At 65.7% G+C, this 14324-nt stretch carries 11 protein-coding genes; 6 read left to right on the top strand and 5 right to left on the bottom strand.

Going from position 1 to position 14324, the window contains the following annotated elements; translation table 11 throughout:
- The first annotated feature begins 26 nt into the window (after nucleotides 1-26).
- Both JWM94_RS11650 and JWM94_RS11645 read left to right on the top strand, forming a co-directional pair.
- Nucleotides 27-1292 (top strand): serine hydrolase, encoded by a 1266-nt coding sequence (locus tag JWM94_RS11650; RefSeq protein WP_299426854.1) that lies wholly within the window; start codon nucleotides 27-29, stop codon nucleotides 1290-1292.
- Nucleotides 1293-1406: 114 nt separating this feature from the next.
- A complete protein-coding gene (locus tag JWM94_RS11645) occupies nucleotides 1407-2246 on the top strand; it encodes a lipase family protein (RefSeq protein WP_299426851.1) in 840 nt (279 codons plus the stop codon).
- 2 nt (nucleotides 2247-2248) lie between these two features.
- On the opposite strand, the gene JWM94_RS11640 is transcribed toward JWM94_RS11645, so the two are convergent.
- Together JWM94_RS11640 and JWM94_RS11635 are read right to left on the bottom strand one after the other, a co-directional pair.
- The gene (locus JWM94_RS11640; protein WP_299426848.1) at nucleotides 2249-3532 is read right to left on the bottom strand and encodes a glycoside hydrolase family 130 protein; all 1284 of its coding nucleotides are present in this window, start codon (nucleotides 3530-3532) and stop codon (nucleotides 2249-2251) included.
- 54 nt (nucleotides 3533-3586) lie between these two features.
- Nucleotides 3587-4165 carry an NADPH-dependent FMN reductase gene (locus JWM94_RS11635; RefSeq protein ID WP_299426844.1) on the bottom strand — a complete coding sequence of 193 codons (579 nt, stop codon included), beginning with the start codon at nucleotides 4163-4165 and terminating at the stop codon, nucleotides 3587-3589.
- A 187-nt stretch (nucleotides 4166-4352) separates the two neighbouring features.
- On the opposite strand from JWM94_RS11635, the gene JWM94_RS11630 reads away from it, so the two are divergent.
- From JWM94_RS11630 to JWM94_RS11620, 3 genes are all read left to right on the top strand, one after another.
- The gene (locus JWM94_RS11630) at nucleotides 4353-6440 is read left to right on the top strand and encodes a transglycosylase domain-containing protein (protein WP_299426841.1); all 2088 of its coding nucleotides are present in this window, start codon (nucleotides 4353-4355) and stop codon (nucleotides 6438-6440) included.
- A 101-nt stretch (nucleotides 6441-6541) separates the two neighbouring features.
- Nucleotides 6542-7546 carry a low specificity L-threonine aldolase gene (locus JWM94_RS11625; RefSeq protein ID WP_299426838.1) on the top strand — a complete coding sequence of 335 codons (1005 nt, stop codon included), beginning with the start codon at nucleotides 6542-6544 and terminating at the stop codon, nucleotides 7544-7546.
- Between the two features lie 67 nt (nucleotides 7547-7613).
- Nucleotides 7614-8537, top strand: coding sequence for an EamA family transporter (locus JWM94_RS11620; protein ID WP_299426835.1), 924 nt, complete (start codon nucleotides 7614-7616; stop codon nucleotides 8535-8537).
- Here JWM94_RS11620 and JWM94_RS11615 read toward each other — a convergent pair.
- The gene (locus JWM94_RS11615; protein ID WP_299426832.1) at nucleotides 8447-9271 is read right to left on the bottom strand and encodes an NAD(P)-dependent oxidoreductase; all 825 of its coding nucleotides are present in this window, start codon (nucleotides 9269-9271) and stop codon (nucleotides 8447-8449) included. The two genes, JWM94_RS11620 and JWM94_RS11615, sit on opposite strands and share 91 nt — an antisense overlap.
- Entirely contained in the window at nucleotides 9258-10922 is a 1665-nt protein-coding gene (locus tag JWM94_RS11610; RefSeq protein WP_299426829.1) for a M28 family metallopeptidase, read from the bottom strand. Before JWM94_RS11610 ends, JWM94_RS11615 begins: the two co-directional genes overlap by 14 nt.
- Nucleotides 10923-11030: 108 nt before the next feature.
- On the opposite strand from JWM94_RS11610, the gene pepN reads away from it, so the two are divergent.
- Nucleotides 11031-13631, top strand: coding sequence for an aminopeptidase N (pepN, locus tag JWM94_RS11605; protein ID WP_299426826.1), 2601 nt, complete (start codon nucleotides 11031-11033; stop codon nucleotides 13629-13631).
- Here pepN and JWM94_RS11600 read toward each other — a convergent pair.
- Entirely contained in the window at nucleotides 13628-14293 is a 666-nt protein-coding gene (locus JWM94_RS11600; RefSeq protein ID WP_299426823.1) for a DUF72 domain-containing protein, read from the bottom strand. The genes pepN and JWM94_RS11600 overlap by 4 nt on opposite strands.
- Nucleotides 14294-14324 lie beyond the last annotated feature (31 nt).

Below are 14324 nucleotides of genomic sequence, written 5' to 3'. Positions count from 1 at the left end.
ATCATTACGTCAGACAAGGAGGGCCCATGGACCGACGGAGCGCAGTAGCGGCGATCGTGGCGGGCCTCACCGCGCCCGGCCTTGCGTGGAGCAGGCCCGCCGCCGGTTTCACGATCGACAAGGCCCGGATCGACGCCGCGCTGCGTCAGATGGTGTCTGCCAAGCGCGCGGCGGGCGCCTCGGCGCTGGTCTGGCAAGGCGGCGTCGAACGCTATTTCGGCGCGTTCGGCGACGCCGATCGCGAGGCGAAGCGGCCGATGGCGCGCGACACTCTCGTCCAGATCTTTTCGATGACCAAGCCGGTCACCGGCGTCGCCCTGATGCAATTGTGGGAACAGGGAAAGTTCGGACTTGACGATCCGCTGGCGCGCTATCTGCCGGCGTTCGGCAACGTGAAGGTGCTCGGCGAACCCGGGGTCGACGGCAAACCGGTGCTGTGCGCGCCGGTCCGGCCGATCGCGATCCGCGACATCATGCGCCATACCGCAGGCTTCTCTTACGGCATGCGCGACACCGCCGCAGACAAGATTTTCCACGACATCAATCCCCTCGCACTGACCAACAGCCTCGAGGAGTTCGGCGACAAGCTCGCACAGGTGCCATTGCTGTTCGATCCGGGTATGGAATGGAGTTACAGCACCGGCGTTGACGTCCAGGCGCTGCTGATCGAGCATCTGACCGGCGACGCGTTCGAGCCGCACGTGCGCAAGGCGATCCTCGATCCGCTGGGGATGAAGGATACCGGCTGGACGCAACCCGCCGATCGTCTACCGCGCTTCGCCGCGAGTTATGCGAAGCAGGCCGACGGCACGCTCGCGCGCGTGCCCGACGAAAAAGCGCGCATGCTGAATTTCGGCCGCCGCAAGCTGACGATGGGCGGCGCGGGCCTAGCCTCCACCCTCGACGACTACATGCGGTTCGCGCGCATGCTGCTTGGACGCGGCACGCTTGACGGTACGCGTATTATCAAACCGTCGACGATCCGGCTGATGTCCACCGATCAACTCGACCCGCGCATCACGCGACGCTTCTTCCTCCCCGAAAAGGGCGCGGTCGGGTTCGGCCTCGATTTCGCGGTGCGCATCGCGCAGCCGCGCAACGCGACAGAGAACCGGGGCACCGTCGGCGAGTTTTTCTGGGACGGCGCCGAGACGACGTTGTTCTGGGTCGATCCGGCCAACGACTTGGCGGCAGTGTTCTTCGTCCAGGTAACGCCGTTCGACGGAACCCTGCACCACGACATCCGCGCGGCGGTTTATGGTAGTGGCTACATCGGCCCGGCTGGCGATTGATCGGACTCGCCGACGGTCGAATCAATGCTGAGCTGCTAGCTTTCTGCAGACTGCGTGGCGCACCATTTTCCCTTCGGTCCCGATACGACTAGACTGACCCGTCGGGGGCACCGAATGAAATACAATCCAACCAACGCGGCGCTTACCCATCCGGAGTCGCAGCCGCCGCTTGTCATGGATGCGCGTTGGCCGATCGATGCGGTCTGCGCCGAATTCAGCCGGCTGGCTTATTTCGCGCAAACCGGCACGACGGTGGCCGATGCCGTCGCGCCGCTCGGCTTCGGTAAACCGACATTCTTTGCCAGCGAAGATCCGGGATGGTGGAAAATCGGGTCGGCCGGGTTCGGCGCGGTCGATCGCGATGGCCACGCCATCATCGCATTTCGCGGCACGCAGATCGACACGCCATGGGACATCATCATCGATCTCGGGATCTGGCCCCGGCGCTGGCCCGGCGCCGGACGGGTCCATGACGGGTTCTGGAAAGCGCTTCGCTCGATCCTAGGGCAAGTCGAGACGTGGCTGGCCGATCCCGCGATCAAGCGGCTCACGATCACCGGGCACAGCCTTGGCGCGGCGATGGCGACGTTGCTCGCGGGACTCAAGGCCGACGCCGAGCTTGTCACGTTCGGGTCGCCGCTGGTCGGCAATCGCGCCTTTGCCGACGCGTTCGCGGGACGGTGTGTCCGCCGGTATGTCGACACGATCGACTTCGTGACCACCGTCCCGCCTGTCTATTACCAGCATCTCGAGGGACTGCATTTCATCGATCCGGACGGTATCGTTCGGTTTCCCGGCGCGGGCCCGACCGAGGCCGACGTCGCACAGGCCATTGCCGACTACGCGCCATGTCGCCGCGACCCGCTGAAAAACGCGCTGTCGCGCCGGTTCGCCGATCATGCCCCGATCAACTATGTCGGCGCAGTGCTCGGCAGGCGTACCGGCCCACGCTGACTTCAGTTCATCACTCCCAACAATTCATCTACCGACCCGCTGGCGAACGCCGCGAAATTGTCGGCGATGCCGTAGGGCAAAAGCAGCGTGCGGCCGTGGACCATCGCGCCGCAGCTATAGACGACATTGGGGACGTAGCCGTCGCGCTCCTTGGGGCTGGGGCGCAGGATCGGTTCGGGGGTGCGCGCGAGCACCTTCGATGGGTCGTCCTTGTCGAGCAACGCCGCGCCCATCGCGTAGTTGCGCACCAGCCCGACGCCGTGGGTGATCACCAGCCAACCTTCGGCGATCTCGATCGGCGACCCGCAATTGCCCATCTGACACAAGTCCCAAGAGAATTTAGGCTCGATCAGCTTTTCGCCGCCTTCCCAGGTGTAGAGATCGTCCGACCGCAGCAGCCAGATATTCTCATTATCCTGTCGCCCGAGCATCACATATTGCCCATCGACCCGCCGCGGGAACAGCGCCATCCCTTTGGCCGCCGCGGCCGATCCAGTCAGCTCGCGCATCTCGAAATCGCTGATCCCGACGCCCCGCAACATTTCCGACCGCGCGTCGCGCCCGTCGAACGCGGTATAGGTGCCGAGATAGTCGACTTTGCCGTCGTCCTCGACGAAGCGGCACATCCGCAAATCCTCGATCCCCTGGCGCTGGCTGGGGGTGACCGGGAACAGCACGCTTTCGGAAGGATCGCGGCTGCCCTCGCACATGATCCGCGTGACGCCATCGCCCGCCACGTCCGCATCCTCGATACGCGGCGAGACGGCCTGGTTACTGACCGGGTCGATGCTGAACCCGGCTTCCTTGGTCCAATGCCCGGTGCGGAACGTCACCGATGATATATGCCCCTCGCCGATCCCGCGCAGCGACAGCAGGAAGCGAACGTTGCCGTCGCCGACATCCTCATCGTCGGGGTGAATCACCATGCTGGGATTGAACAAGGCGGCCGCCTCGAACGAATATTCCTCGCTGAAATAGGCGCCAATGACGAGCTTGGCGGCGTCCGACGCGCCTTTCGCGGCGGGAACGATTGCGGCGATTTCGTCGTAACGGCGTAGCAACAGGGCATCGAGGGCGCGATGGCGTTTCTGGAGCGGCGCAATCACCGCTTCCTGGTCCGATCCGAGCTGGTCCTCATCCATCGCCAGGATCGTGTCGACGATCCGTTCGGTGCGCGACGGTTCGGTATCGGCGAAGGCTTGCGGATATTGCGGGTCGAACGGGCGGATGACGGTGCGCGTGGCGTCCGGCGCGAGGTGCAGCTTGTCGTGCTTGAGCAGGCTCATGCGCTCTCCGTGTGACCGTCGTCTGCGGCAAATACGCGCAAACGCCGAATTGGATCAGGTGCTGGTGCGATCAACCAACGGCGCGAACCGCGCGACTTGCTTTCCAACCAGGCACAGCTGCTCGATCACCGCGGGGTCGGTGGCGCCGCCGGCGTCGTCGAATTTGGTAATCTGCGTATTGATCGCCGCGGCGAACGGCGTCGGCCAGCCGCGCAGCGCGTGGACGATCGAGCGAAGCGCGGCGATCGTGCTGCCGGTCGCCTGCCAGCCATAGGCGGTGGCGATCAGCCCGACCGGCATGTCGGCGAGGTAAGGCCGCGCGTCCTTGGCGGTTTCCTCAAGCAGATCGAGCGCGTTCTTGACCACGCCCGAGATGCTGCCGTGATAACCCGGGCTGGCGATAATCAGCGCCGACGCACCGCGCACCGCCTCGACGAAATCCTTCTCGTGATGCGTCCGCGTCGTCGTGCGGGGATCGTAGAGCGGCAGCCGCGCCATATCCTCGCCGCCGAACAAGCGCGTGCGGAACCCCTCGCGCTCGACCGCATCGAGCGCGATCTTCAGCGCGCGCTCGGTCGACGACACCGCGCCGATCGTTCCGCCAATTCCTACCACCAGCGGCGCGTCGGCCATGCGTTCGATCTCCGCGTCGCGGGAGGGCGACGCGGTAGCGATAGCCGCCCGAGCGCGCTCCCTCAATCCACGCACTGTGCGATGCCTGCCATTTGGGGTAAACGGCGCGGATGCGGCGGGTTGCACCATCTGTGTTATATGAGTAATACGCCTAGCGGCCGGTGCGCCGAGTGGATTTTTTACGACCATGCGTGACGACCCGTTGGACCCCGGCCGCAAGCCCGACCCCCGTTGGGGAGCGCATTCGGCGTATCCGGCGATGGACGAGCCGGCAAATCCGCTCGAGGGCATTCCGCCGCTCGATTATCCTGGTGCCACGCAACCGCCGAAGAAAAGGCGCCGCTGGGGTCGCATCATCGTCCGCAGTCTGGCGGCGATGGTCATCCTGTTCGTCATCCTGGTCGGCTGGCTCGCGGTCACCGCACCGCTCTCCAAGTCGCTTCAGCCCCCCACCCCGCCCTCGGTTACCTTGCTGGCGTCCGACGGCACCACCCCGATCGCCAAGCGCGGCGCGATCGTCGGCAAGCCGGTCGATGCGGCAAAGCTGCCCAAATATGTCACCGGCGCATTCATTTCGGTCGAGGATCGGCGATTCTATTCGCATTGGGGGATCGATCCGTGGGGCATGGGCCGCGCATTGGTCCGCAACGTCGGCGCGGGCGGTGTGCGGGAGGGTGCGAGCACGATCACGCAGCAACTCGCCAAGAATTCCTTTCTCGATTCGGACCGCACCGTGTTGCGTAAGGGCCGCGAGATCCTGATCTCGTTCTGGCTCGAAGCGTGGCTGTCGAAGAACGAGATCCTGTCGCGCTATCTGTCGAACGTCTATTTCGGCGACAACGTCTATGGCCTGACCGCGGCGGCGGAACATTATTTCGATTGCGAGCCGGGCGAGCTGACGATCAGCCAGGCGGCGATGCTGGCGGGGCTGGTCAAGGCGCCGTCCAAGCTGGCGCCAACGGGCAATCTGAAAGGTGCGCGCGACCGCGAGAAAATCGTGCTGGCGACGATGGTCGATACCGGCACAATCACCAAGGCGCAGGCGGCCGCCGTCAAGCCCGCCACTCCCCGCCCGCGCCCGGTCAAGCTGGTGCCTGATGGCACCTATTTCGCCGACTGGGTGCTGCCCGAAGCGCGCGACACCGCGGGCGACCTCAGCCAGGAAACGACCGTCACCACCACGCTCGACCTGCGCCTGCAACGCGCCGCCGAGCGCGCGGCGCGGCGCGCGGGGCTGAGACAGGCGCAGATCGCGATTGTTGCGATGCGCCCCGATGGCCGAGTCGTCGCAATGGTCGGCGGCAAGGATTACAAGGCCAGCCCGTTCAACCGAGCGACGCAGGCGCGGCGCCAGCCGGGATCGGCGTTCAAGCTGTTCGTCTACCTCGCGGCGATGCGGAGCGGCCTGACACCCGACGACACGATCGAGGACGAGCCGATCACGATTGCCGGGTGGAGCCCGAAGAACAGCGACGGCAAGTACGAGGGCAAGATCACGCTACGCCGCGCGTTCCAGAAATCGTCCAACGTCGCCGCCGCGCGGCTGATCCAGAAGGTCGGGGTCGATGCGGTGATCAAGGCGGCGCGCGACCTTGGCATTTCCACCCCGTTGCCGCACGAGGCGACGATCGCGCTCGGCACCGCGACCGGCTCGCTGCTCGAACTGACCAGCGCGTTCGCGGCGGTCGCCGGGGACGGATATCCCGTTGGCGCGCGGGGGATCGAAGCGAGCGACAACAAGGGCTGGTACGACCGGCTGGTCGGCACGCGCAGCGCGTTCGGCGACAAGGTCCGCGACGAAATGCTCGACCTGCTCTCCGCTTCCGCGACCAGCGGCACCGGGCGCGAGGCGGCGCTGTCGGTGCCGACCTATGGCAAGACCGGGACGACGCAGGATTCGCGCGATGCACTGTTCGTCGGGTTCGCCAAGGACCTGGTGGTCGGGGTGTGGGTCGGCAACGACGACAACAGCCCCAATGCCGGCCTGTCGGGCGGTGGGGTTCCGGCACGAGTGTGGAAGGATTTCATGCAAGCCGCGCTGGGCATCGCGCCGCCGCCCCCGCCGGTGGTTGAGGCTACCGACAACATTGCCAATTCCACCGACGGTAATGTGACCATCGACCCGGGTACCGGTCCGTTGCCTATCGAGGGCAGCATCGAAGGGTTGGGCGTCAATCTGCAGGTCAAGAAGGACGGCACGATCAAGCTGACCCCGGCGCCGGATACAGGCGACCGCCCGCCAAAACCGCCGGCGGCGCAGCGACCGGACAATTAAGCCATCCTTTTGCGCGATGGATGCTGAAACAAGTTCAGCATGACGGCGGTTGTGTGATGGAATGGATTGAGGCGACGGGCACAACGCGACTAAGAACCGCCATGCGCTTCTTCTCCGACAACGCCGCCCCCGCTTGCCCGCAAGTCATCGACGCGATCACCGCGGCGAACACGCTTGATACCGCGTATGACGGCGACAAGTGGAGCCAGCAGCTCGACGGCCGCTTCTCCGACCTGTTCGGGACGGCGGTACGCGTGCTGTGGACGCCGTCCGGCACGTCCGCCAATTGCCTCGCGCTCGCCGCTTTGTGCCAGCCCCACGGTGCGGTCATTTGCCACCGCGACGCGCATATCCAGAACGACGAATGCGGCGCGCCGGGTTTCTATCTCCACGGCGCCAAATTGCTGCTCGCGGACGGACCGGGCGCAAAGCTGACCCCCGACGCGGTGGCGGACGTGGTCGCCGGCATCCGCGACGACGTACACCAGGTCCAGGCGCACGCGCTGTCGATCACCAATGCGACCGAATACGGCTTGGCCTATACCCCCGAAGAGGTCGCGGCGCTGGGCGATCTCGCCAAGGCCAAGGGGCTGGGCTTTCACATGGACGGCGCACGCTTCGCGAACGCGGTCGCGCATCTCGGCTGCGACGTCGCCGATCTGACCTGGCGCGCCGGGGTCGATGCGCTGAGCTTCGGCTTCGTCAAGAATGGCGGGATGAACGCCGAGGCGCTGGTCTTCTTCAAGCCCGAACTCGCCGACGCGACTTTGTACCGCCGCAAGCAGGCTGGGCTGCTGTTGTCGAAGGGCCGCTTCCTCGCCGCGCAAATCCTCGCGATGCTCGACGACGATCTGTGGCTGGCCAACGCCCGCGCGGCGAATGCCGGCGCGACGATGCTGGCGAAGGCGGCTGGCGACCGCTTGGTCTATCCCGTCGAGGCCAACGAGGTGTTCCTGCGCGCTTCCCCGGAAGAAGCCGCAGGCCTTCGCGCACTCGGATTCGATTTTTACGATTGGGCGCCGGGCGAGGTGCGGCTGGTGACGTGCTGGGACCAGCAAGAGGCCGCGATCAAGCCGCTCGCCGACGCGATCGCCGCGCTTCCATAGGCTGACCTTCTCACCCCACAAGCAGAAGCAGGGTTGTCGGACGGCCCCGTAACGATATGGCGGGCGCGTGCTCCAGCCACCTTCCGCCAAGCCGCAATCCGCGCGTCTCGCCGTGCTGATCCCGTTCGGCATCGTCACCTTGATCTGGGGATCGACCTGGCTGGTGATCCGCGATCAATTGGGCGTGGTGCCGCCGAGCTGGTCGGTCTCATACCGCTTCCTCGTCGCTGGAATCGCGATGTCGGGCTATGCGCTCTGGAAGCGCGACAGCTGGCGGCTCGGTGCAAGCGGATTGGGGTTCGCGGCCTTGCTCGGCTTCGCGCAATTCTGCCTCAACTTCAATTTCGTCTATCGCGCCGAACAGCATATCACCTCGGGACTGGTGTCGGTGGTGTTCGCGATGCTGCTGATACCCAACGCAGTGCTGGGCCGTATTTTCCTCGGCCAGAAACTCGGCCGCCAGTTGCTGATCGGGTCGGCGGTCGCGATGGCCGGGATCGTCTTGCTGTTCATGCGCGAAGCGCGAGTCGATCCGCACGGGCCGTGGCAAGTGCTGGCCGGCGTCGGCTTTACCTTGTGCGGCGTGCTGTCGGCATCGACCGCCAACGTGATGCAGGCAACGCCGACCGCGGCGCGATACCCGATGGGGTCGATGCTCGCGGTCGCGATGCTGGCGGGCGCGGCGTTCGATGCGCTGTTCGCGTACGCCACGGCCGGACCGCCCGTCATCGAATATCGTGCGGCCTATTGGGCGGGCATCCTCTATCTCGGCCTCTTCGCCTCGGCGCTCGCGTTTCCGCTTTATTTCGGCGTGCTCAGGACGATCGGCCCGGCCAAGGCGGCCTATTCGAGCGTGATCGTGCCGGTCATCGCGATGTGCCTGTCCACGCTGTTCGAGGGCTATCGCTGGTCGGGGCTGGCGGTCGCGGGCGCGACGCTGGCCGCGGCGGGATTGGTCATCGCATTGAGAGCGCGCAGGCCCAACCGGTAGTCGGCGTATACGGGCCGCCAGCCGAGCACGCGCTTCGCCTTGCCGTTGGCGACGCGGCGGTTTTCGGCGTGGAAAGCGCGCGCTTCGGGCGACAGCGATTCCAATGATACGATGGGCGGCGGCTGTTGCCCGAGCAGTCCGCTGGCGAATTCGATCACCGCGTCCTGCGGCGCCGGCAGGTCGTCGGACAGGTTGTAGGCGCCCGGCGGCGAATCGAACCCGGCGATGACGCCGCTGGCGATATCATCGACGTGCACGCGGCTGAACACTTGCCCGGCTTGGGCCGTGCGATGCGCCTTGCCGTCGCGCACGCGGTCGAGCGGCGAGCGGTGGGGGCCGTAGATGCCGGGCAACCGAAATACCCGCGCACCCAGCACCAGCCAGTCGGCATCGGCCCGGTTGCGGCCGCCGCGCCGTCCCTTGATCGGCGCGCTTTCATCGACCCACGCACCGCCGATATCGCCATAGACGCCGGTCGACGACAGATAGCCGAGCCACTTACCGCCATCGGCCAGCGCCGCCCCGTAGCGCGCGATTACGGGATCAACCTCGCCCGGCGGCACCGACGACAGGACATGCGTCGCCGCATCGATCGCCGCGATCACGCCCGCGCGATCGTCGAAATCGAGGTCGCCCGCGCTTCCCGTCGCGGTGATGGCCCAGTCATTGAGCCGCGCGACGATGGCGCTTGCGGCATAGCCTAGCCCGAAGACCAGAAGGCTATTTGGCGCCATACCCGCCGTAGAACGTGCCGAAATAATCGCCCTTGTTCCAGCGCGGGCGATCATCGGTATCGGCGATCTCACGCGCGATCGTGTAGTTGACGGTGACGAACCGCACGCCCTGTTCCCAATCGAGCGGCAGCGAAATCTCGTCGGACGGCTGGTGGTAGTGGTTCTTCATGAACTCCTCCCACGCCGCCTTGCCGCCGCCCTTATAGCCCGGCCACAGGAACACCGAGGGTATGCCCTTCTGGACGAAGCGGAAATGGTCCGAGCGGACGAACAGCCCTTCATCGGGCATCGGATCGGGCGCGAGGCCGACGCCGACGCTCTCGACCGCCTTTTGGACGATCGGCCCCAGGGTCGATCGCGGTGCGCCGAAAACCACCATGTCCTCGAACTTGTAGGTGATCAGCGGCATATCGAGATTGACGTTCGCGACGATCGATTTGAGCGGCACGGTCGGATTGTTGGCGAAATAATCGGAGCCGATCAGCCCCTTCTCCTCCGCCGTCACAGCGAGGAACATGACGGTGCGGCGCGGCGGCTTGCCGGACGCGACGAACCGCTTCGCCTCCTCGATCAGGCTGGCGATGCCGATCGCATTGTCCTCGGCGCCATTGTTGATCGTATCGCCGGTCTTGTCGGGGCGCCCCACGCCGATATGGTCGAGATGCGCCGACAGGATGACGACCTGATCCTTCAATGCGGGGTCGATGCCGGGGATGATACCGATGACGTTGGACGAGGGCATCGGTCGCATCACCGTCTTGATCGCGACCGACAAGATGCCGGCGAGCGGGAAGGACGTGAATTTGGCGTCATCGCTTTCGGCGGCCTTCTTGACCTGATCCCACGACATCCGGGCACCAGCGAACAACTTGGCCGCGCCTGCCATCGAGATCGTCCCCAGCAGTGGGATGCCGTCATTCTTGCCGCTGCCGTCGGGGCGCGACCAGGTCACGCGCTCGCGATCATATTGGCGCAACGAAAAGGCGAACGGCGTCGCGCCGCGCCCGGGGCGCGGGCTTTCGATCTGGATCGCGCCAACCGCGCCATGCTGTGCGGCAATCGCCGCCTTGGTCCCGGCGCTGGAGAAGAACGCGCGCTCCTCGCCGTCGTAGTTCTTGGGCGCGCCGCCGATATAGGCGACGATCTTCCCCTTCACGTCGATGCCACGATAATCGTCGCGCCTATAGTCGGGCGCGACGATGCCGTAGCCGACGAACACGATCGGCGCGCTCAGGCTGGTTTCCGCCTTGGCGGCGTTGGGTGACGGCGCGAAGTCGCCGCCGAACACCAGCGGCTGCGGCGCGCCCTTTGCTGGCGTCCAGACGAAATTGCCCTTGTCGGCGAGCATGTAGCCGACCAGCGGCACGCGCTGGAGGTAGCCGCCATCGTCCCCGCCCGGCCGCAGCCCGGCAGCGTAGAATTGTGCGGCCACATACTGGGCGGCGATGTCGAATTCCGCGCTGCCCGCCTCGCGCCCGCGCATCGCGTCCGACGCCAGGAACATCACGTGCGCCTTCATCGCCGCCTGGTCGGCGGGGAGCGGCGCGGTGACGCGCGCGTTGATCGTTGCGGCGTTCTCTTTAGGCGTCGTTTGCGCAATCGCGGCGCCGGCGGCGAGCGTCAACGCGACCGCGCCGATCAGTCTGAACATGGCTTTCCTCTTGGCTGTCCCGTCGGCCACGCGTAGCACGGCTCAAACGCTTGGCAACAACGTGCGACGTGGATGGTTCTGCCAAGTATCAACGATAACGGAAAAAGAATGATCGACGCCCAGTCCGCTCTCGCCACGCCGACCGTCAAGCGGCGCGAGGATTACCAACCGCCGGATTGGCTCGTTCCCGACATCGCGCTCGATTTCGACCTCGATCCCGCCACGACGCGCGTGACGGCGGTGCTCGACGTGACTCGGTCGAGCGCGCACGACCGGCCGCTCCGGCTCGATAGCGACGGCCAAGTGCCGCTCCGCGTGCTGGTCGACGGCGCCGCGCACAACGATTGGCGGATGGACGGCGACACGCTCGAGATCGAGCTTTCGGGCAGCGAGCACCGCATCGAGACCGAGGTTGAGATCCACCCCGACCGCAACACGCAATTGATGGGATTATACGCGTCGGGCGGAAATCTGTGCACGCAATGCGAGGCCGAAGGATTCCGCCGCATCACCTTCTTCCCTGACCGGCCCGACGTGCTGGCGCGCTATTCGGTCAAGATGACCGCCGACAGGACGCGCTTCCCGGTGCTGCTGGCCAACGGCGATCCGATCGCTTCAGGCAATCTGCCCGATGGTAGACACTGGGCCGAATGGCGCGATCCGTTTCCCAAGCCGTGTTATCTGTTCGCGATGGTGGCGGGCGACCTGTCGGCCAACCGCGCATCCTTCACCACGATGTCGGGCCGCGAGGTGAAACTCGGCATCTGGGTCCGCGCCGACGATCTTCCCAAGACCGAGCACGCGCTGTCCGCGCTCCAGACCGCGATGGCATGGGACGAGCGTGTGTACGGCCGCGAATACGACCTCGACGTGTTCAACATCGTCGCGGTCGACGATTTCAACTTCGGCGCGATGGAGAACAAGGGGCTGAACATCTTCAACAGCCGCTACATCCTCGCCGATCCCGATACCGCGACCGACATGGATTACGACGCGATCGCCGCCGTGGTCGCGCACGAATATTTCCATAACTGGTCGGGCAATCGCGTGACGTGCCGCGACTGGTTCCAGTTGAGCCTGAAGGAAGGCTTCACCGTTTTCCGCGACCAAGAATTTTCCGCCGACCAGGGATCGGCGGCGGTCAAGCGGATCGAAGATGTGCGCGGGCTCCGGGCCGCCCAGTTCCCCGAGGATGCCGGCCCGCTCGCGCATCCGATCCGGCCCGATTCGTACATCGAGATCAGCAACTTTTACACCGCCACCATCTACAACAAGGGCGCCGAGGTGATCCGCATGATGGCGGCGATCCTGGGCCCCGAGAGTTTCCGCGCGGCGACCGATCTGTATTTCGACCGCTATGACGGGACAGCGGCGACGTGCGACGATTTCGTGCGCTGCATGGAATTCGGCAGCGGGATCGACCTGACTCAGTTCCGCCGCTGGTACAGCCAGGCCGGGACGCCGCGCGTCGCCGCCGCGCTCGATCACGACAGTGCGTCGGGCCGCGCGACCTTGCGGCTCGCGCAGCGTACCCCGCCGACGCCCGGGCAGAGCGGCAAGGAGCCATTCGTGCTGCCGTTGCGGATCAAGCTGTTCGGCAGCGCGACCGGCGCGGCGCTGAGCGAACAGCAGCTCTATATGCTCGACCAGCCGTCGAGCGAGATCATGTTCAACGGTATTACCGAGCGCCCGGTGCTGTCGATCAACCGCGGCTTTTCGGCGCCGGTGATCATCGAAAGCGACCGATCGGCCGACGAGCTCGCGTTCCTGTCGGCGCACGACGACGATCCGTTCGCGCGGTATGAAGCGATGCAGCAATTGATGCTCGACACGCTGGTGACCACGGTGAAACTCGGCCGCGCCGACCATCACGCGGTGATCGAAGCGGTACGCCGCACGCTCGAGGATCCGACGCTCGACCGCGCGTTCGTCGCCGAGGCAGTGCTGCTGCCGTCGGACGCGTTCATCGGCGACCAGTTGGAAGTGGTCGATCCGGACGCGGTGTTCCGCGCCCGTGAAGCGCTGCGCCGCGATCTAGGGAAGTCGCTCACGGTGCTATGGCGCTCGGTCTATATTGAGGCGAGTCAGGCCGGCACGTTCGTTTATTCGCCCGTTGCCAAGGCCGCCCGCCGGATGCGCAGCGTCGCGCTCGGCTATATCGCCGCGTCGGGCGCAGAGGACGCCGCCGACTTGGCGTTCGCGCAGTTCGAAGCGGCAGACAACATGACCGACCGCCAAGGCGCGCTGACCACGCTCGCCAACGGAACATTGGACAAACGAGTCGCCGCGCTCGATATCTTCTACAACCGCTATTCGACCGACGCTTTGGTGCTCGACAAATGGTTCCAGACCCAAGCATTGTCGGCGCGCGACGATACGCCCGCAGTGGTGGCGGACCTCGCGCGACATCCCGATTTTAGCCTGGCCAACCCCAACCGCGCGCGGTCGCTGATCGGTGCGTTTAGCGTCAACCAGCGGGCGTTCCACACGGCCGGCGGCGCGGGGTATCGGTTCCTTGCCGACCATTTGATCGCGCTGGACAAGCTCAATCCGCAGACCGCGGCGAAGCTGCTCCCCCCGCTGGGCCGCTGGCGTCGGTTCGAACCAGCGCGGGCCGAGCTGATGAAGGCTGAACTCGAACGCATCCTGGCGATGCCTGGATTGAGCAAGGACTTGTTCGAGCAAGCGTCGAGGAGCCTGAACGGCTAGGCCTCGATCATCGCCAGCGCGTTCTCGATCGCCGCGCCCGAGGCGGTGTTGTCGAAGATCGTCCAGCTTTCGACATCGCTCGCCGCCGCTTCGTCGGCAAGTCGGGCGATGGTCGTGGCATCGTAGGACGAATAATAGATGCGCGGCGACCCGTGCAGCCGGGTGTAGCGCAAGCTCGGCCAGCCTCCGGGATTCGCCGCTTCAGGCACCTTGGCGGGATCGGCGGCGACGCGGGCGATATGGTGATGGATCAACGCCTGATCGGCGTCCTGGGCGAACCAACTGGCGTGGCGCGGCTCGCACACGATCGCGGCATCACCGAGCGCGTGGCGCAGACCATCGAAGAAGCGGGCCGCTATTTGCGCATCGAAAACGAGGGTCGGCGGTAGCTGCACGAGCACCGGCCCGCGCCGGTTGCCGAGTTCGCCGGTCTGCGCCGCGAATGTCGCGACCGGCTCTAGGCAATCGACCAACCGCCGCTCGTGCGTGATCGCCTTGGGCAACTTGACAGCGAAGCGAAACCCATCGGGCACGCTCGCCGCCCAGCGGGCATAGGTTTCGGACTTGTGCGGGCGGTAGAAACTCGAATTGATCTCGGCCGCGTTGAACCGCGTCGCGTAGCGCGCGAGATTGCTCTCACCATTATCGAAGCGGTCCGCCACCGCCCGCGGGATCGACCAACCAGCGGTGCCG

The organism is Sphingomonas bacterium, from assembly GCF_028289855.1.
Taxonomy (GTDB): domain Bacteria; phylum Pseudomonadota; class Alphaproteobacteria; order Sphingomonadales; family Sphingomonadaceae; genus Sphingomonas.
This window is presented reverse-complemented; position numbering and strand designations above follow the sequence as displayed.